Annotated in this window: 16 protein-coding genes, 1 tRNA gene and 1 other annotated feature; of the genes, 12 read left to right on the top strand and 5 right to left on the bottom strand. The window is 49.0% G+C overall.

Features of this window, described 5'->3' with window-relative positions:
- Positions 1-5: 5 nt before the first annotated feature.
- Positions 6-1,064 (bottom strand): TIM barrel protein, encoded by a 1,059-nt coding sequence (locus FJ023_03995; protein MBM4446499.1) that lies wholly within the window; start codon positions 1,062-1,064, stop codon positions 6-8.
- Positions 1,065-1,285: 221 nt separating this feature from the next.
- Here FJ023_03995 and FJ023_03990 point away from each other — a divergent pair, with 221 nt between their 5' ends.
- From FJ023_03990 to FJ023_03980, 3 genes are all read left to right on the top strand, one after another.
- The gene (locus FJ023_03990; GenBank protein MBM4446498.1) at positions 1,286-2,746 is read left to right on the top strand and encodes a 4-hydroxybutyryl-CoA dehydratase; all 1,461 of its coding nucleotides are present in this window, start codon (positions 1,286-1,288) and stop codon (positions 2,744-2,746) included.
- 5 nt (positions 2,747-2,751) lie between these two features.
- The gene (locus FJ023_03985) at positions 2,752-3,081 is read left to right on the top strand and encodes a hypothetical protein (protein ID MBM4446497.1); all 330 of its coding nucleotides are present in this window, start codon (positions 2,752-2,754) and stop codon (positions 3,079-3,081) included.
- A gap of 148 nt (positions 3,082-3,229) precedes the next feature.
- Positions 3,230-3,871: an HD-GYP domain-containing protein gene (locus tag FJ023_03980; protein MBM4446496.1), complete on the top strand. Its 642-nt coding sequence runs from the start codon at positions 3,230-3,232 to the stop codon at positions 3,869-3,871.
- 117 nt (positions 3,872-3,988) lie between these two features.
- On the opposite strand, the gene rpoD is transcribed toward FJ023_03980, so the two are convergent.
- The 3 genes from rpoD to FJ023_03965 form a co-directional block, all read right to left on the bottom strand.
- Positions 3,989-5,254, bottom strand: coding sequence for an RNA polymerase sigma factor RpoD (gene rpoD / locus FJ023_03975; protein ID MBM4446495.1), 1,266 nt, complete (start codon positions 5,252-5,254; stop codon positions 3,989-3,991).
- 414 nt (positions 5,255-5,668) lie between these two features.
- Positions 5,669-6,013, bottom strand: a complete 345-nt coding sequence (locus FJ023_03970; GenBank protein ID MBM4446494.1) for an RNA-binding protein — start codon at positions 6,011-6,013, stop codon at positions 5,669-5,671.
- Between the two features lie 82 nt (positions 6,014-6,095).
- Positions 6,096-6,308, bottom strand: a complete 213-nt coding sequence (locus FJ023_03965; GenBank protein MBM4446493.1) for a hypothetical protein — start codon at positions 6,306-6,308, stop codon at positions 6,096-6,098.
- 297 nt (positions 6,309-6,605) lie between these two features.
- Between FJ023_03965 and FJ023_03960 the strand changes: the two genes are divergently transcribed.
- The 9 genes from FJ023_03960 (at position 6,606) to FJ023_03920 (ending at position 18,392) form a co-directional block, all read left to right on the top strand.
- The gene (locus tag FJ023_03960; protein MBM4446492.1) at positions 6,606-7,538 is read left to right on the top strand and encodes a hypothetical protein; all 933 of its coding nucleotides are present in this window, start codon (positions 6,606-6,608) and stop codon (positions 7,536-7,538) included.
- A gap of 193 nt (positions 7,539-7,731) precedes the next feature.
- Positions 7,732-8,154, top strand: coding sequence for a hypothetical protein (locus FJ023_03955; protein MBM4446491.1), 423 nt, complete (start codon positions 7,732-7,734; stop codon positions 8,152-8,154).
- A 587-nt stretch (positions 8,155-8,741) separates the two neighbouring features.
- Entirely contained in the window at positions 8,742-9,737 is a 996-nt protein-coding gene (locus FJ023_03950) for an ABC transporter substrate-binding protein (protein ID MBM4446490.1), read from the top strand.
- Between the two features lie 66 nt (positions 9,738-9,803).
- Positions 9,804-10,232 (top strand): four helix bundle protein, encoded by a 429-nt coding sequence (locus FJ023_03945; protein MBM4446489.1) that lies wholly within the window; start codon positions 9,804-9,806, stop codon positions 10,230-10,232.
- A 108-nt stretch (positions 10,233-10,340) separates the two neighbouring features.
- On the top strand, positions 10,341-13,949 hold the full coding sequence (locus FJ023_03940; GenBank protein MBM4446488.1) for a PAS domain S-box protein: 3,609 nt from the start codon (positions 10,341-10,343) through the stop codon (positions 13,947-13,949).
- Positions 13,950-14,102: 153 nt separating this feature from the next.
- Entirely contained in the window at positions 14,103-14,363 is a 261-nt protein-coding gene (locus FJ023_03935; protein ID MBM4446487.1) for a GIY-YIG nuclease family protein, read from the top strand.
- Between the two features lie 140 nt (positions 14,364-14,503).
- A complete protein-coding gene (locus FJ023_03930; GenBank protein MBM4446486.1) occupies positions 14,504-14,962 on the top strand; it encodes a response regulator in 459 nt (152 codons plus the stop codon).
- A complete protein-coding gene (locus FJ023_03925) occupies positions 14,959-16,101 on the top strand; it encodes a response regulator (GenBank protein MBM4446485.1) in 1,143 nt (380 codons plus the stop codon). Before FJ023_03930 ends, FJ023_03925 begins: the two co-directional genes overlap by 4 nt.
- The gene (locus tag FJ023_03920; protein MBM4446484.1) at positions 16,098-18,392 is read left to right on the top strand and encodes a PAS domain S-box protein; all 2,295 of its coding nucleotides are present in this window, start codon (positions 16,098-16,100) and stop codon (positions 18,390-18,392) included. Before FJ023_03925 ends, FJ023_03920 begins: the two co-directional genes overlap by 4 nt.
- A 36-nt stretch (positions 18,393-18,428) precedes the next feature.
- Here the strand turns inward: FJ023_03920 and FJ023_03915 are convergent.
- Positions 18,429-18,503: transfer RNA gene (locus FJ023_03915), tRNA-Met, on the bottom strand.
- A 66-nt stretch (positions 18,504-18,569) separates the two neighbouring features.
- Positions 18,570-18,673, bottom strand: a sequence feature (possible 23S ribosomal RNA but 16S or 23S rRNA prediction is too short).
- Positions 18,674-18,675: the final 2 nt, after the last annotated feature.

Here is an 18,675-nt window from a genome sequence, read left to right as displayed (position 1 = left end):
TGCCTCTATTTCCTTTTGCGGCTTGCATACACTGCCTGGATGAACTTGTCGTCGAGCCCCAAAGCCTTGAAAACAATCTCGTATGAGGCAACGGCGTCGTGTGTTGCCTGTACTTGTCTTAAGGCCTTGTCGTCGATTTTCGCCGCAATAGAGTCAATAAATTCCCAGTGGTAGATGCTGCGACTTACTGCTTCAATCTGGTTCTCCGTGTAGGGGAAAAGGTCAAACCCTATGCGCTCTCCGTTTCTACCGTATCCGGCTCGACGCAGTTCCACTGCTAGGTCTAGAGTCTGCATAAAGAACGAAGCACCCACCATGTTGTCATCGTCGAAAGCGCCCCAGCCGGAGTTCCCATGTTGATGCCCAAGGAGGTTTTCCTTAGCCAGAAGCGCTGCATATTCAGCCAGTGGTTCTCCGTTCATAATCAGGTGCTGCCAGTCCATATTTATCTTGACGTTATTGGTAGGTATACCCCTCTCCTTGACCTTGTGGATAACATGCAGGGTCATGCCGATATCTCTCATCAGTATCCTCATGGCCGGTTCGGAATTCTTGTGTTCCAGCAGCACCACGACTCCGTGTTCGTTTGCCCAGGCCACTATCTCCACGATCGCTGAAATGAACTGGTCCCATACCTTGTTGTAGAGAACTTGGAAAGAATAGTTGTAGCCCTCACCGCCCGGCCAGATTATAAATTTGGCGCCCACAGTCGCGGCCAGCGAAACCCCTCTCTTGGCTATCTCTACTGATTCTTTTCGAATTTGCTTATCGGGGTTGATGAATGAACCCAGGGCGTATTTTGGGTTGGAGAACAGGCCTAAGGCAATGGCATAAAGGTCAGCTTGGCCAAGTGCTTTCATGACCTCATCCAAATTTCCCTCGTTGACCTCACCGGGGTAGTGAAATTCATAGCCATCCACAAGTTCACCTAGTCCATCAATGACCCTTCGTACTTTAGCCGGCATATTTTCCTGTACTAACTCTGGATGGTAGCCTGAAGGCATGAAGCGGGTTGCATTGGGACCGAAGGCCCAGATACCGACGCTGTTTTTAACCCTGTCCATAAATATTCCCCCCTTTACGGATATTCAATGTCACATTGTATAGGTATTCAGCTTGATGTTACAAGGGCAACTGAAGTATTGTTTTTTGGCGTGTTGGCATACATATATAGTATGATATTCGACTGTTGACTTAATATTAACGCGCATGGTTGACTTTTCAAAATCGAGGTGCTATATAAGGCAGTTGTTTACTTCATTTTAGAAACTCTTGGAGGTGACACATGAGTATGATGACAGGAAAAGAATATCGGGAAAGCCTTAGGAAGCTTAAGCCGGAGATATATTACCTGGGTGAGAAGATTGAAAGCGTGGCCGACCACCCAGCTTTTGTGCCGCATGTAAATGCGGCAGCACTGACCTATGATATGGCATTGGCACCTGAATTCGAAGAGTTGTTGTCAGCTACTTCACATCTCACTGGAGAGAAAATTAATCGCTATACTCACATCCATCATAGCCACGATGACCTGGTGAAAAAGGTGAAGATGCTGCGTGCTCTCGGCCAGCAGACGGGTAGCTGTTTCCAGAGATGTGTTGGCCATGATGGGCTTAATTCTGTCTATTCTATTACCTATGACATAGACCAGGAGATGGGGACAGATTACCACAAGCGTTTGGTCAGCTTGCTCAAGGAAGTGCAGTCTAAAGACCTGATGATTTCAGGCGCTATGACCGATGTAAAGGGCGACCGCCGTCTGTCGCCGAGCCAGCAAAAAGACCCTGACCTGTATGTGCACGTGGTGGAAAAGAAGAAGGATGGTATTGTGGTCAGCGGTGCCAAAGCCCACATTACCGGTGCAGTCAATTCCCATGGGCATCTGGTCATGCCTACGGCTGCTATGAAGGCGGAAGATGCTGATTATGCTGTCTGTTTTTATGTGCCTGTGGATGCTCCGGGGGTAATCCATATCTTTGGGCGGCAGACCAACGATACGCGGAAGTGCAATTGCTTTCTTGACCAGGGTAATGCGGAATATGGCATTGTGGGTGGTGAGGCTCTAATAGTCTTTGACAAGGCCTTCGTTCCCTGGGAGCACGTCTTTATGTGTGGTGAATACGAGTTTGCCTATGAGCTTGTGGAGAGGTTTGCTACTGCCCATCGCCAGAACTACGGCGGTTGTAAAACTGGTCTGGCTGACGCTCTCATTGGTGCCACGTATGCCCTGTCGCAAGTCCAGGGCACAGACCGCGCTTCGCATGTCAGAGATAAGCTGGTGGAGATGGTTCACCTCACGGAGACGCTCTACTGCTGCTCTATAGCCTGTTCCTGTCAGGGTTATGCTTTACCAGCCGGCTCATACATGGCTGACCCTCTCCTGGCAAATGTCACTAAGTTGAATGTAACCCGCCACATTTATGAAATCGCCAGGCTGGCTCAGGATATCACTGGGGGCATGTTGGCAACGGCACCGTCGGAAATGGATTGGAAAGACAAGCGGGTAGGTAAATATGTGGACAAGTATATGAAGGGTGTTGCTGATGTGCCTACCGAGACTAGGATGCGGCTTATTCGACTTCTTGAGGCGATGACTTGCGGTACAGCACTGGTCGAGTCCATGCACGGTGCTGGTTCACCCCAAGCACAGAGAATAATGATTGAGCGGCGGGCTAACCTTGAGCGCAAAAAACGTTTGGCGGAGAAGTTAGCCAAGATTGGTGAACAGCCTCTCCTCGTCTGCTAGTGGAAGTGTCAAAGGATAGTCGCAAAGTTAAGGTAGCGCTGAAGTATTGTGGCTCCTGTAATCCTCATGTGGATTTGACCAAGATAGCCCGTCATCTAGCCAAGGTGGTCGTGGAGCAAAGATATTTTCAGCTTGTGCCTCTATCTGAAGATGATATTGATGTAGTGGTAATTCTGTGTGGCTGTCCACGTGCCTGTGGCAACAAAGAAGAGATTAGAGCCAAGGCGAAGCAAAGCCTGGTAGTAGCTGGTGAGTCTTTAGATGGGCGAGCTGTGTCTGAAGCCAATCTTCCGTCAACTGTAGAGCAAAAGCTTAGCGAAATATTGGACAGTTGAGCCGTAACCCTTAAGCGGATAAACTTTTTGCCTGTTCCTATCGTTTATTATATTAGGAGTGTAAATTTTCGCATGCCCCGAGCCTGTCGACGACAAGCCTATATTCCGTCCATTTCTGACGATATGACTCGAAGTCGCTTCTTACCTCATTTCGAGATGTGGCTTCGAAGAGGCACAAATCTTGATAGAACAAAACCTTGAAAGTCTGCTGAAGGTGCTTAACGGAACGGTCGAGGCTATAGCTACTTTGTATGAGAAGAGGGACCCTTATACTGCTGGTCACCAGCGCAGGGTAGCTCAGCTTGCCTGTGCTATTGCCAGAAAGATGGGCCTTCCCGCCAAGCAAGTTTATGGCATTCACATAATAGGTGTAGTCCATGATATCGGGAAAATAGCTGTGCCCGGGGATATTCTCAGCAAGCCGGGCAAGTTAAGCGCTGAGGAATTGAACATCATCAAGACTCATCCTCAGGTGGCTTACGAGGTACTGAAAAATCTGGATTTCCCCTGGCCAGTAGCTGAAACTATACTTCAGCACCATGAAAGGTTAGATGGCTCCGGTTATCCTAACGGTATTTCTGGCGAAGACATAATTTTGGAAGCCAGGATTTTGTGTGTAGCTGATGTTGTTGAGTCCATGATTTCTCACCGACCTTACCGCCCAGCCTTAGGTATGGAAAGGGCAATACGAGAAATCGTACGAAATAAAGGCGTTCTCTACGACCCTACGGTGGCAGATGCTTGCTCGAAGCTGTCCTCAAATGGTGGCTTTGAGCTAGATTGGGAATAATAGGTGCTGTAGTTCGTTATAGCCTCGCCTATGTTAGAGATAATTGAAGGCAACTATCCCTCAAAAAGTATGCTACTTTACCTCCGCACTAATCGTGCACCGCAAAGTCCTGCGAGCTTACTCCAGGTAGTCTTTGAGTTTCCGGCTACGGCTGGGATGACGCAACTTGCGTAATGCCTTAGCCTCGATCTGGCGGATTCGCTCTCGGGTCACGTTAAACTCTTTCCCCACCTCTTCTAAAGTTCGGGGTCTATCATCCTCTAAACCAAACCTGAGCAGTAAAACCCTTCTCTCCCGGTCACTGAGTTCAGAAAGCACCTTACTTAGTTGCGCCTTAAGTAGCTCTCGTGAGGCAGCCTCGGCTGGCGGTATGGTAGATCGATCTTCAACGAAATCGCCGAGATCGCTATCTCCATCTTCGCCAATAGGAGCCTCTAAAGATAGCGGCATTTTAGATAATTTCAAGACCTCCCTTACTTTTTCTGAAGGGATGTCCATCGCTCTGCCAATTTCCTCATAACTCGGTTCACGCCCATACTCTTGAGCTAGACAACGGATGGTCTTGAATAGCTTATTGATGATTTCTACCATGTGCACTGGGATACGAATAGTACGGGCTTGATCAGCGATAGATCGGGTAATACTTTGCCTAATCCACCAATGAGCGTAAGTACTGAATTTATAACCTTTCCTGTATTGGAATTTGTCCACAGCCCGAAATAGGCCAATGTTGCCTTCCTGAATAAGGTCCAAAAGTGGTATTCCGTGTCCAGCATATTTCTTGGCAACGCTCACAACCAGGCGCAAATTTGCTTCAATAAGCTGTTTCTCTGCTTCACTTGCCGTTCTTTTAACCTCACTAAAATGGGTTTTAAGCTGCTGGCTCTTGGCACGAAGCTTGGAAAGTAATTCAAGATTAACGGGCTCGGCGGCTAAAGATTCCATCTGACTCCAAGAGGTTCCGTCTACTATGCTCTCCAGTAATTCCGAAGGCAAAAGCCGGCTATCTATCGAAAGGTCTATCAAACTCCGCCCGACTTCTGAGGCGCTTTTGCCATTGGCTTCGGTAATAGCTTTCACTAGTTCTGGGTCGATTACTCCGTCGATGGCCGCCCGCAGTTTGGGATCGCGAATTGTCTGGATGAGGCCATCTGTCGTAGCAATCTCAAAGCGCTTGACCAGAATATCAACTATGGGCCGAGCCGCAAGTAAATGACGAAGCAAATAGATTGTCGTACTAATCGCTAGGGGATATCTACCATGGCGCTGAAAGCGAAGACCTTCAATCCTTTCTAGATACTTGGCATCTTCTAATTTACTGGCTAATACCTTCTCATCGTTTGCGGTGAGAAGCGAGACTTTGCCGATCTCGCGGAGATACATGAGAACTGGGTCATCAACTATATGCTCCTCAGGCTCTACTTCAAGCCCAAGCACAGACTTGGCTCCTCTTTCTATCTTATCTCCCCACTCTTCTTCAAGGTCAGCAGATTCTTCACCTTCCCAAGAAGGGGCAATTTCGGTAATATCTTCTTCTGTTTCTGTCTCCTCGTCGTGGAAAATATACCAAGTGCTCTCGGGAGGTCTAAGTGACTCGACTTCAGGCCTCATGCCGAGGATGTCTTCAGAGTGTATGTCACTGTTGTCTTTCATATTAAAAAAGAATAAAAGCGCTTCATCTTGGCACGATTATCTTGCCACTACCATTGACACTATACTATGCCCCGCGTCTTTGGTCATTTGCATGCTAAGTATCAACACTACATGTCTTAAGCATGTAGACGATGATCAGGCGGTTTAGTATCTTTTCTGTCTGCCTCTTCCGCCAGACCCTCCGCTCCTGCTGCCGCCAAACCCTCCGCCCCTGCTGCCGCCATAGGATCTACTGCCGCTGCTTTCGGAACGTTCACGGGCTCCATTGACAGTGAGTGCTCGGTCATTTAGCATCTTCCCATGGAGGCCTTTAATTGCGGCCTGGCCTTCAGACAATACCGGCATTTCAACAAACGCAAATCCCTTAGATTGACCGCTATACTTGTCCTTTATGATGCTTACGGATGTGACTCCTCCAAAAGCTGTAAATTCGTTTCGCAATTCCTCTTCAGTTGTATTGTATGATAAGTTACCCACGTAGATATTCATGTTTTGTTCCTCCTTCTATTAACATGCTGTGTAACATACATAGGCCAGGTACTCCCAGCCTATGTATGTCCTCAAGGCCAAACTAGTATTCCCTACTAAGTTCGGCCTTGCTGCTGTAGCTATCCCAGCCCCCTTGTGAACCGCTGCGCTGTTGTTTCTTAGCCTGTCGGCATGAAGGACAACGCTTAGGGTCGTTGGTAAGGCCTTTAGACGCATAGAACTCTTGTTCCCCAGCAGTGAAGGCGAAGGTAGTCCCGCAATCGGGACAGAGGATTGACTTGTCTGTGAAACTCATTGGATGGCCTCCTCTCTTATAAATAGTTGGCTAGAGTTGTGGTCATCCGGAGCTTGGATAAATTGCACAAATCTAAGTTAATTTAACTAAGTACGTGATAACCGAAACTGAAACCACCACTTCTACTATACGCTAAAGTTCGCCCTTTTGCAAATGCCAGCTTTGCCGACCGAAACCTTTGCTCAAGTATTGACATTCAGCAACTAGAGGCTTAAGATGGCAGACGGTAGTTGATGTAGGAGATCCAGGCTCAAGGAATCGATAGTTTTGAAGGTAGAATCTGGGTATTAGAGTCCAATGCCTTCCACTACTGTTTTAGTCACCGCTATTACATCATTTATTGGCTTTCTCTTAAACGCATTCGTGCTGTTTCTTGTCCTTTCACGGGGAAGGCAAAAATATCACTACCTTTTTAGCGGTTTTCTTTTCATGTGTGCTCTGTGGGACCTCGGCGTAGCTCTGTCCATGATAAGAAATAGCCATGTTAACGAGCTGGTTATCTATGGCAATATAATCTGGCAACCGTTCAATTTTATGTTTGCCGTCATCTACCACTTTACGTGTAGCTATCTCAACCAGCCGAGAAGGAAGCGTACCATTTTTATCTGGGTTGTTTCTGCCATTCTCTTTATTCTTGGCGTCTCTGGCCTGGGCGGCAAGATTATAGGCGTTTACAACTATAGCTGGGGGAACATCTACCGGCCCGACTCTAGTCTCCTTATTGGTAACCTCATATTGGGCCCCATGTTCTATTATTTTAGCATATCTGCACTCTGGTACCTGTTCCGCGCTTACAGGCGGGAAACATTGCCGTTGAAAAAGCGCCATATACTGTATATCTTCATCAGCCTTTTAATAGTCCATCTAGCTATGACAAAAATGGTCATACTTTATGGCATCGACATTCCTTGGTTGATGCCCACCTGTATGCTTCTCAACGACATTGCTGCAGCCTTAATTGGCATAGCCATAATAATGCATCGGCTCCTTGATATAACAGTCATCATAAAAAAGGGAACTATATACTCAATATTGGTGGCGCTTATCATCTTTATATTTAGCTGTTCCGAGCACCTTCTGTCCAAGTATCTCGGGGACTTACTAGGTGAGCAACCGATATATATTCATCTTGTCTCAATAGGAGTAGTCGTTGGTATCCTCATGCCTGTCAGGCAGAGGCTAGACCGTGCCATCGAACGTTTCTTTGCCAGGAAAAAGCTGGAGTTCTAGCCCTTAGTCTCATCATGCCAGCCATACCTAGCCCATGTTTCAAGGCCCGATGTCCCTTAGCCAGGTTGTCTGAAAACTTCCAGTGTTATGTAAGAGCGGGGGTTGGATTTGAAAAGCACGAAGGCTGGGAGGGTTGACACGAACTAGGGAAAAGGATAGACTCGAGTCACGAATAGAAAGGGGGCGATAGACCATGGAATATCTGACTTTGAAGATAAAGATTGCGGTGCTGTGGCTTTTTATGGCGGTCGCTTATTCGGCGCACATGGCGCTGTCTATATTTGAACCGGGCGTTATTCAGCAAATAGCTGACGGGAAGATACAAATAAGTGAAGGAGAGTTTATATTCTCAGCATTCTTCGCCTGGTTGATTCCCTTGACTATGGCTTTCCTTTCTGTGACTTTGAAGGATTTGGCAAATCGCCGGGCAAATATCATTCTGGGCATAATATTTACAGTTGGCAACATCTTTCACCTGTTATTTGAGCAGTTGGCACAGCCATCTATTCACATGGCGCAGCCATCTGTTCATCAATTGCTGCTTAATCTCTCAACAGTCGTAGTTACTGCCCTCATCGTCTGGTATGCCTGGAGATGGCCTGTACGGAAAGCATGAGTTGTCAACAAGCTATACATAAACAAGAAGGGAAGCATTCATGCTTCCCTTTACTTCTTGGTAGCCCAAGTTGTTTAATATATAGAACTTTTAGAGCTACCTTTACCTTTGCCTGATTTGGTTCGAATATCCTAGGGTGGGCCATTGGGGTCAGTTTACGAACTCGTGTTTGCTAAGAGGCAACTGACTCCAATTTTGCAGCAGCTACTCATCTCATACTCTAAAATCTAGACGGGTTGGCTGCTTGCTGATTTTGCTACATAAATTGCCACTCGCTAAGATAACATTTTGAATGTGCTGAATGCAGGTATTAGAGAGTAATATTCGATATTTGTTGACAGCCTGGGGGGGGTATATTATGTAATTATACGAATATGATATTTGTCTAGGTTATCTCACACATTTTGGAATAAAGGGCTGAGGAGAGATTTGAGAATGAGGGGCATCGAGAAAGCTGTGGAGCCGATTTTGGGCAGAGGTCTCGTGCCCCTTGTTGTTTATTGCGGGCTTCGTTTTCTTGCCTTCAGCTATGAAAGACAAGGTGCTTCAAGTAGTCAGCAGTCAAAAGATAGAAAGGAGCGGGAAAGATGAAGAGAATAGCTAGTATATCGGTGATATCAGTGGTGCTAGTGTTGGCGATTGCTGTTTTAGTTGCCTGCACGCCTAAGTCACCGGCGCAGCAGTTCAAGCTCCGCATCGGCTTCTTTCCCTTAATCGAGTCCCTGCCCTATTTTGTCATGCAGGAACAGGGCTTTGCCATTAAGAATGGCCTCCAGTTCGAGGAGGAAGCATTCCCAGGTGGAGGTGCCCTCATCGACGCAATAGTAGCTGGCTCCGTAAACTGCGGCAACCTCATGGGAAGTATGTCGGTACTTCCAGCAGCGGAAAAGGGTTTGGTTCCTGGGAAGATTGTGCCTGTGGCTGCTAACGCTTTCGCCGACCCTGAGCATCCACTGGCTGGTGTCTTAGCAGCCTCCTCTATCAATAGCTGGCAAGATTTGAAAGGACAATACATCGCTGTCCCACTGATAAAGAGCCCAGCCAGCGTAGCCGTTAATGGGCGTCTGCAAGTTGAGGGCGTTGCCGGTCACAAGTTTGTGGAAATCCCCTACGCCAATCAGGGGCTGGCAGTAGCTGGAGGTAATGTGGCTGCCGCCCTTATGCCAGAACCGTGGCTGACACAGTCACTTCTTCGAAAAGATGGCAAACTACTGGGCTGGGTCATCGGCGGGCCACCCTTTGAGCGTATTGAAAACAGCATGGTCACCTTCAGCGCTGATTTCTGCCGCAGCAACCCTGAGGTAGTCAAAGCCTACCTGCGCGCCCAGTTACAGGCCGTCAAGTGGATAGACCAGAACCCGGAAAAAGCCCGGGATATACTGGCGAAACGGTTAAATCTCAGTCCGGAGGTAGCCAAGAAAATGAATATGCCGCGTTTCTCGGCCGATGGACGCAACGACCCGGTTCTTCTGGAAAGTATGCAGACCGTGATGATAAACGCCAGCATGCTCAAGTCACCCATCCCGGCAAGCCAGCTTTACGATGAGACGCTGCTCAACGAAGTCCTGAAGGAAAAGCGATAATGCGTGACGTCAACAGTCGACAGTCGGCAGTCGGCAGTCAGCAGTCGGCAGTCGGAGTAGAGGACGATGACGGCGATTGAGAGGTTTGAAGATATAAAGGCGTGGCAAAAGGCAAGAGATGTGGCAAAGCAGATTTACAATATGACATGCCGAGAAAATTTCGCCAAGGACTACAGCTTGAAAGACCAGATAAGGCGAGCTTCTGTGTCAATAATGAGCAATATCGCTGAAGGTTATGCCAGACAGACCGATAAGGAGTTTATCCAGTTTTTGCACGTGGCTCTCGGGTCTGTGGCTGAAGTTCAAAGCCAGCTATACATAGCCAAAGACCTAGACTATATTTCAAACGGGCAATTCAAGCAGATACACGAACTGAGCAGCGAAACAGCCAAACTCATAAATGGCTTTATCAAATATCTGCGACAGTCAGCAGTTAACAGTCAAAAGTCAACAGTCAATAAGGAGGGAAAAGATAAAAGTGAGAGCGATAATTAGGATTATAACAGTAGTGGTCTTGAATGACTGCTGACTATCGACTAGCGACTGCCGACAGTCTTCAGTCAACAGTCGGCAGTTAGAGAGGAAAAAGAAGGGAAGGCGATAATGCGTGGCATGAGCCTAGCACTAAAGTTGCCCCTGGTGATTGTTATGGCCATAATCCTTACCGGCTTGGTCGGAGGGCTGACTGGCTATTTCATAGGCCGTAATATGCTGCGTGACCAGACGATTGCGGCTAACATCAACAATGTCCAGACCTACGCCAGCGCCGTAAGATTATATCTTGAGGGTGCTCGTTCACAACTGGAGATGATAGCTGACATGCCTCAGATGTCGGTGCCCCTCTCAGATACGCTTATCGACCCATCGCTCCACGGTGTGCCCGCTGATGCAGTTGTGACCAAACGTGAAATCGCCGCCGATTTGTTACGGCATTCCGCGATTGTCCGCCATATCTCATTGCTTCGTGCCAATGGAGATGTATACCTGATGGAGCCCTATGAAGAACAGCTCAAGCTGTCACACACCAACCTCGCCTACAACGCCTGGTATCAAGAGCTGATGAGCACCGGTAAAACGGTTATCAGTGACCTGGTCATCTGCCCTGCCGACCAGGAACCAACAGTGGTTATCGCAGTACCCGTACGTGGAACTGACGGACGAATTGCAGGTGTACTCGCTGGTCACCTGGCACTGGAACAAATTTCCCAGGTTGGCGTAAGTGCCTGGAAAGATGAGACGCCGTTGTCGTGGGGCTACATCACGGACGGCCGAGGGCTGATTATCGCCGATACAGCCCACCCCTTGTATGTGAAAGAGCAGACCGACTTCAGCTCGTTGCCACCGGTAAGCCTGGCCTTAGCAGGGAAAGAGGGCGCACTAGAGTACTTCAACTCAATAGAACGGGATGAGAGACTGGGAGCCTATATGCAGTTGCCTGACACCGGATGGGCGGTGGTTTATGTTACACCCACCAAGACGGCCTTTGCGCCGATTAACCAGATGGCACAAAACATGGCGCTGACAATCGTAGTCGCGATCTTTCTCCTTGGAATAGTCGGTGTCGTGCTGGCGCGACAGACTACGGTGCCACTTGACCGGCTCACCAGAGCAGTCGAGGCATTCGGTGCCGGAGACCTTACTCAGCGCATTAAGATGAAGACGGGTGATGAAATCGGGCAACTTGCCGCCGAGTTCAACCGAATGGCGGCTTCCCTGGCTGACAAAGAAGCACAACTGCGCCAGTACGCCACAGAACTGGAGCAGAAGGTCGAGGAGCGGACACAGGAACTGCGTGAATCCGAGGAGAGGTTCCGTGTTGCTGCTGCCAGCGCCAGTGACCTCATCTGGGACTGGGATATACCCAGCGGAAGGCTGGAGTGGTACGGCAGAATCGATGAGATACTGGGCTATGAGACAGGTGAATTCCCCCGCATCCTAGATGCCTGGGAGAAGGCCATCCACCCCGACGACGTCGACCGCGTCAATGCCACGCTGGACGGCCACCTGAAGAAAGGCACGCCCTACAACGAAGAATATCGTATCATGCGCAAGGACGGCGCCTACCTTTACTGGACAGACCAGGGTATGGCGCTGCGAGATGATAATGGTCAACCCTACAAGATGATCGGCGCCTGCAGCGACATCACCGAGCGCAAGTGGACAGAAGAGGCATTGCTTGAAAGCGAGGAGAAATATCGTGACTTAGTAGAGGACTTACCCGATGTCGTCTTCGCTGTTGACCAGAACGGAGCGCTGACCTATCTCAGCCCGGCCGTAGAGTCTATGACGGGGTACAGCGCCTCAGAGCTCATGGGACGTACCTTTGCCGAGTTTCTACACCCGGAAGATCTGGCACACGCCTTTGACACTTTTCAGCGCACCCTTTCTGGTCAGGCTATGGTTGATGAGCTTCGCTTTTTTACCAAGTCCGGCGAAATGCGCTGGCTGCGCAATTCCAACAAACCCATCTTCGTTGAAGACCGCGTGATCGGGGTGCACGGCGTGTTCAGTGATGTCACCGAGCGCAAGCGAATGGAGGAGGCGCTAATTCAGTCGCAGCGGGAGTTAGCCATAAGGCATCAGATTGCCAATGTCTTCCTCGCCGTCCCAGACGATGAAATGTACGGGGAGGTATTACAGATCGTTCTCCAAGTTATGGAGAGCAAGTACGGGGTTTTCGGGTATATCAGAGAGGATGGAGCCCTTGTCGCCCCCTCTATGACCAGAGGCATCTGGGATCAGTGTCAGGTACCCCAGAAGGACTTCGTATTTCCCCGCGAGACATGGGGGGATAGCTCATGGCCGCGGGCTATTAGAGAGAAAAAGACAAACTATACAAATGAGCGCTCTACACGTACGCCAGAAGGCCACATTCCTATTACCAGGTATATTTCCATGCCCGTAATATATCAAGGAGAGGCCATTGGGCTTATCCAGATTGCAAACAAGACGACCGACTATAGCGAGGAGGACGTCCAGTTTTTGGAAACCTTGGGTAACCAAATAGGGCCTATTCTGGGTGCCAGATTGGAGAGAGATAGGCAGGAGAGAGCCCGCAAGAAGGCCGAGGAGGAACGAACCAGTGTACTAGCTGAAAGGGCGGCAATTGTCGACGCCATGGGCGATGGCCTTATTGCATTGGACATGACAGGTGGAATAACAGCAGTTAATCCGCCATTCCAAGCGATGACGGGCTATAGCGAGAGTGAGCTTGTGAGAGGAAACGCCGCTGACTTGCTGCTGAAGATGATTAAACCTGAAGACCTGGAAGAGATGGCGGCAGTGTTTGCTACTGCCATGGAGGGAAAAACCACACCCCCAAGCACCTTCAGTATCATCAAAAAGGACGGCTCTAATGTCCCTGTAGCTTCCGCTATGTCGTTTGTCAAAAATGCCGAGGGCAACCCCGCCACTATAATAGCGACGTTTAAGGATATTACAGAGATCATGCGCAAAGAGGAAGACTTGAGGAAAGCAATGACAGAACTTGAGCGCTCCAATACCGAGCTGGAGCGGTTTGCCTATGTCGCCTCTCACGACCTTCAGGAGCCGCTGCGCATGGTGTCAAGCTACACTCAGCTGCTGGAAAAGCGCTACAAGGACAAGCTGGATGATGATGCCCACGAATTTATCGGATATGCCGTGGACGGAGCCAAACGGATGCAAAACCTGATAAATGACCTGCTAGCCTATTCTCGCGTAGGCACCCGCGGCAAGCCACTTGAGCCCACAGACTGCGAGGCAGTATTCGATGCTGCGATTGCTAATCTGAGCGTGGTTATCAAAGAGAACAAAGCCAAAGTGAGCCATGACCCGTTGCCCACGGTGATAGCAGATGAAGGACAACTGGTGCAACTATTCCAAAATCTCATCGGCAATGCCATCAAGTTTCATGGTAAGAGACTGCCGCGTGTGCACGTCTCCGCCAAGACAAATGTAGACAAATGGGTCTTCTCGATAAAGGACAATGGCATAGGCATCGACCCACAGTATTTCGACCGTATTTTCATTATCTTTCAGCGTCTGCATGGTGAAGGGTATACCGGTACTGGCACTGGTCTTGCCATCGCCAAGAGGATTGTGGAACGTCATGGCGGGCGCATCTGGATAGAGTCAGAGCCGGACAAAGGGAGCACGTTTTATTTTACGCTTCAGGCGAAAGGCGAAAGAAGTGTCGCTCGGGATTCGGGACTCGTCGCTCGTAGCTCGTGAGAGGACGTGATATGAAAGTAAAAGACTATAGGGGTTTGAAGGTGTGGCAAAAAGGAATCAGGCAGCCTTCGCCCTGTCATTGCGAGGAGCCACAGGCGACGTGGCAATCTCTTATCGTTTGGTGGCATGAGTAAAAATTACTACGTATACATAATGACAAACATAGACGACAGAGTACTGTACACGGGCATCACCAGCGACTTGAGGAAACGGGTTCACGAGCATAGGGAGAAATTAATTGATGGTTTCACCAAGCGGTACAACGTAACCAAGTTGGTATACTACGAAGTATTTGACGCTATTGAAGGTGCTATTTTGAGAGAGAAGCAGATAAAGGCAGGGTCGAGGCAGAAGAAAATGGACCTGATCAACAGTATGAGCAGCGAGTGGAAAGACCTATGGCCGGAGTTGTGAGATTGCCACGCTTCGCTCGCAATGACGAAGGATGCGAGGCTCGCATGCTTCGCTCATCAATAAACTTCGACCAGCGACGAGCAACGAGCGACGAGCGACTGACAACGAGCGACGAATGAAATGAAAGGAGATAAACAGTAATGACAGGAAAAAGCGGCAAACCTATCGAGATTCTACTGGTGGAGGACAACCCCGGTGATGTGCGCCTGACACAGGAAGCCCTAAAGGACGGCAAGGTGCTAAACAGCCTCCACGTAGTCAACGATGGTGTGGAGGCAATGGCTTTTCTGCGGCGAGAAGGCAAGTACGTCGATGCCGCCCGACCTGACCTCATCCTGCTTGATTTGAACTTGCCCAAGAAAGACGGCCGGGAGGTGCTGGCTGAAATCAAAGAGGACCATGCCCTGAGGCGCATCCCTGTGGTCATACTGACCGTGTCGAAAACAGAGGAGGACATCATCAAGACCTATGACCTACACGCCAACTGCTACATCACCAAGCCACTCGACCTCGACCGCTTCATCGAGGTGGTGAGAGCCATAGAAGACTTCTGGCTGGCCATCGTCAAACTGCCACCCAAAGAGTCAAAGGGAAAATGAGCCATAAGCCAAGAAAAATACTGCTAATAGAAGACAACACGGGGGATGTCCGCCTGATACGTGAGATGCTGGCCGAGATGCCCGATGCCTCCTGGGAGCTTGAGTCTGTAGGTCAGTTATCAACAGGTTTAGAGTGTGTGGCTAAACAACAGCCTGACATCATCTTGCTAGACCTTGGCCTTCCTGACAGTCAGGGGCTGGAAACACTCGACAAGATATGCTCCAAGACAACTACAGTGCCGATTGTGGTGCTTACCGGACTCGATGATGAGGCGATTGCCAGCGAGGCAGTACATAAGGGCGCTCAGGATTATCTATTAAAAGACGATATAAACGTCAGGCTGCTGCGGCGCGTTATGCGCTACGCCATTGAGCGCAAACGCATGGAAGTGGAAAAAGGGAAAATCGAGCAGAAGGCTCAGCTTGCCAGTCGCCTGGCTTCTATCGGCGAGCTGGCTTCTGGCGTTGCCCATGAGATAAATAACCCACTGACCGGCGTTATCGGCTATGCGCAGTTGCTTTTAGCCAGAGAAGATATACCTGAGGATATTAGGCACGATATAGAGATTATCAATGAAGGCGCTCAACGGGTAGCCGGCATTGTAAAAAAACTGCTCGCCTTCGCCCGTCAGACCAGACCGGAGCAAAGATACGTCAATATTAACGAACTTATACGTAACTCACTCGACCTACAAGCCTATGCCCTGGCAGCCAACAATATAAAAGTTAGCCTACAGCTTGCTGGTGACTTACCCATGACCATCGCCGACCCAGGTCAACTCCAGCAGGTATTTCTCAACTTAATTATGAATGCCCAGTCAGCAATGCAATCAGCCCGTGATAGTGGAAAACTGTTAATTAAAACAGGGCACGCAGATAATGTCATCCGTATATCCTTCAAAGACAATGGTCCGGGCATACCTAAGAAAAACCTGGAGCGCGTATTCGACCCCTTCTTTACCACCAGAGAGGTGGGTCAAGGAACAGGACTCGGCTTGAGTGCCTGTTACGGTATAATAACCGAGCACAAAGGCAAGATATGGGCTGAAAGCGAGCCGGGTAAAGGAGCCAATCTAATTATTGAGCTACCAGTAATAGCCTACAGTCGGCATAGGCGGTCAGGAGGGGTGAAAAAATGATAGCAGCGACTAAAAAGAGTACGCAGCCCATCAAGATACTATTGATTGAAGACAATCCTGGAGATATCCGCCTTATACGGGAGATGCTAGCTGGGGTGCCCGATGCCTCCTGGGAACTCCAGTCTGTAGGTCAGCTATCAACAGGTTTGGAGTGTGTGGCTAAACAGCAGCCCAATGTTATCTTGCTGGACCTTGGTCTTCCAGACAGCCAAGGGCTGGACACGCTCCACAAAACATTCACTCGGATAAAAGGTATACCCATTGTGGTGCTTACCGGTCTTGATGACGAGGGAGTCGGCATTGAGGCAGTGCGCCATGGCGCTCAGGACTATTTAGTCAAAAGGCTGCTAAGTGGTCTGGCACTATGGCGTGCTATAAGCTATGCCATCGAGCGCAAGCAGATGGAGGATGAGCTAAGGGAGGCAAAGGAGTTCGCAGAGAGCCTCATCACTTCGGCGAGAGATGGTGTCTCTGTATTGGATAGCAACGGCGTTCACATTAATGTTAACTACGCCATGTGTGAGATGACTGGCTTTCCAAAAGATGAGCTTGTTGGAGTTGGACCACCCCACCCCTATTGGCCACCAGAAAAACACGAAGAAATAGATAGGGCTTTCCAGAATACTCTTGCAGGCGACTTCGCAGATGTCGAATTGACTTTCATGAGAAAAAACGGCCAGCGCTTTCCGGTGATTGTGAGCCCCTCTTGGGTAAAAGATAAGGAAGGGAATGTAATAGGTTACTTTGCAATAGTTAAAGACATCACCGAGCGCAAATTAGCGGAGGCAACGCTGCAGGAATCAGAAGAGAGATATCGCATTTTGGTAGAAAACGCGAACGAGGCGATTATTGTGGCTCAAGACGGTATACTTAAGTTCGCCAATCCCAAGACTGCTGAACTGAGCGGCTATTCAATAAAGGAACTGGCCTCTGTACCTTTTGCCGATATTATACACCCCGATGACCGGGATATGGTGGTTGACCGATATCTGAGAAGGCTGCAAGGTGAGGTATTTCCTCAAATCTATCCCTTCAGGATTATCGATAAAGAAGGCAATACCAAGTGGGCGGAAATCAACGCCGTCTCCATAATCTGGGAGGGGAAACCAGCTACATTGAACTTTCTGACTGACATCACCGAGCGCAAAAAGGCGGAGCAACAAGCACTTGTGAACGCAAAGCTGGCTTCAGTCGGCGAATTGGTGGCCGGTGTGGCTCATGAGGTAAATAATCCACTCACCGGCATAATAGGTTATGCTCAACTCCTGGCAGATAGGCAGGATGTTCCCCAGAATATTAAGGAAGACCTGCAGAAGATTTACGAAGAAAGCCAGAGGACGGTCAGGATAGTCCAGAACCTGCTGCGCTTCGCCCGCCAGTATAAGCCGGAAAAGAGCCTTGTGGACATAAACGAACTTATAGAGCGGACTCTGGAATTGGAAGCCTACAAGCTGAGGACAAGCAATATCGGGCTTTCTGCTAAGTTAGCAGCCGACATACCATTGATATTAGCTGATTATAATCAGCTCCAGCAGGTCATATTGAACATCATAGCTAATGCCCAGCAAGCTATAGCTGAGACCAAACGTAGAGGCAAGATTACGGTGACCACAGATGTTGTCGAGGACTGTGTAAGCATATCCATCACTGACAATGGCCCAGGGATTTCTCCGGAGAGTATTATCAAAATATTTGACCCGTTTTTCACCACCAAGCCGGAGGGTAGTGGCTCCGGACTGGGCTTAAGCGTCTGTCATGGTATCATAACTGAGCACGGTGGCAATATATACGCCGAAAGCACTCCGGGTAAAGGAACTACCTTTATCATCGAGTTGCCGATAGCAACTGGAGAACAAGCGGTAATAAGAGAGGAGAAACCTGCAAAGAAAAAGAGTCGCCGCCCACGGCGTAAGATGACGGGTAAGATACTGATTGCAGAAGATGAGTCATCAATTCGCGCTGTCCTGACACGAAATCTTTCAGCCAGTGGTTATCAGGTGCAGGCCGTATCCAATGGCAAGGATGCCTTGGATAAGCTGGCAAATAATGTCTACGACCTGCTATTGTTTGACCTTAAAATGCCCGGGATGAGTGGCAGGGAATTGTACGAGGCAATTAAAAAGAAACATCCCAATTCGGTAAAAAGGGTCGTGTTCATCACGGGTGATGTCATGACAGCAGATACCCATGATTTCCTTGCTTCAACAGGGAGACCGTATCTAATCAAACCCTTCGATTCCAAGGATATAACAGGTATACTTGAGAAAGTTCTGGCTGAACAAAACAGGTGAAAAATTAGCTACGATTTGCAAACTTTTGCAAAGAGTTGGTAGCGGGGGTTGGATTTGAACCAACGACCTTCGGGTTATGAGCCCGACGAGCTACCACTGCTCCACCCCGCGTCGCATACCCACAAAAATCGTAGATTCTTGTGGGGGTAGTGAATAGTTTTGTGCTCAGCCTGATGTAGGTCAAAGACCTCGACCATTAGTACGGCTCAGCTCAACAGGTTACCCTGCTTACACATGCCGCCTATCAAGCAAGTTATCTACTTGCGGTCTTACCCGGTTAAAC

The sequence above is a fragment of the Chloroflexota bacterium genome, from assembly GCA_016875875.1.
Taxonomy (GTDB): domain Bacteria; phylum Chloroflexota; class Dehalococcoidia; order GIF9; family UBA5629; genus 9FT-COMBO-48-23.
The sequence above is the reverse complement of the archived record's forward strand: the minus strand, read 5'-3'. Positions and strand labels throughout refer to the sequence as shown.

Bases quoted from the DNA above. Each gene is read 5' to 3' on its own strand.
- FJ023_03935 (MBM4446487.1), top strand. From the start codon at position 14,103: ATGACAAACATAGACGACAGAGTACTGTACACGGGCATCACCAGCGAC.
- FJ023_03930 (MBM4446486.1), top strand. From the start codon at position 14,504: ATGACAGGAAAAAGCGGCAAACCTATCGAGATTCTACTGGTGGAGGAC.
- FJ023_03945 (MBM4446489.1), top strand. From the start codon at position 9,804: ATGACGGCGATTGAGAGGTTTGAAGATATAAAGGCGTGGCAAAAGGCA.
- FJ023_03990 (MBM4446498.1), top strand. From the start codon at position 1,286: ATGAGTATGATGACAGGAAAAGAATATCGGGAAAGCCTTAGGAAGCTT.
- rpoD (MBM4446495.1), bottom strand. From the start codon at position 5,254: ATGTATCTCCGCGAGATCGGCAAAGTCTCGCTTCTCACCGCAAACGAT.
- FJ023_03920 (MBM4446484.1), top strand. From the start codon at position 16,098: ATGATAGCAGCGACTAAAAAGAGTACGCAGCCCATCAAGATACTATTG.
- FJ023_03960 (MBM4446492.1), top strand. From the start codon at position 6,606: ATGCCTTCCACTACTGTTTTAGTCACCGCTATTACATCATTTATTGGC.
- FJ023_03970 (MBM4446494.1), bottom strand. From the start codon at position 6,013: ATGAATATCTACGTGGGTAACTTATCATACAATACAACTGAAGAGGAA.
- FJ023_03955 (MBM4446491.1), top strand. From the start codon at position 7,732: ATGGAATATCTGACTTTGAAGATAAAGATTGCGGTGCTGTGGCTTTTT.
- FJ023_03940 (MBM4446488.1), top strand. From the start codon at position 10,341: ATGCGTGGCATGAGCCTAGCACTAAAGTTGCCCCTGGTGATTGTTATG.
- FJ023_03995 (MBM4446499.1), bottom strand. From the start codon at position 1,064: ATGGACAGGGTTAAAAACAGCGTCGGTATCTGGGCCTTCGGTCCCAAT.
- FJ023_03950 (MBM4446490.1), top strand. From the start codon at position 8,742: ATGAAGAGAATAGCTAGTATATCGGTGATATCAGTGGTGCTAGTGTTG.
- FJ023_03925 (MBM4446485.1), top strand. From the start codon at position 14,959: ATGAGCCATAAGCCAAGAAAAATACTGCTAATAGAAGACAACACGGGG.
- FJ023_03965 (MBM4446493.1), bottom strand. From the start codon at position 6,308: ATGAGTTTCACAGACAAGTCAATCCTCTGTCCCGATTGCGGGACTACC.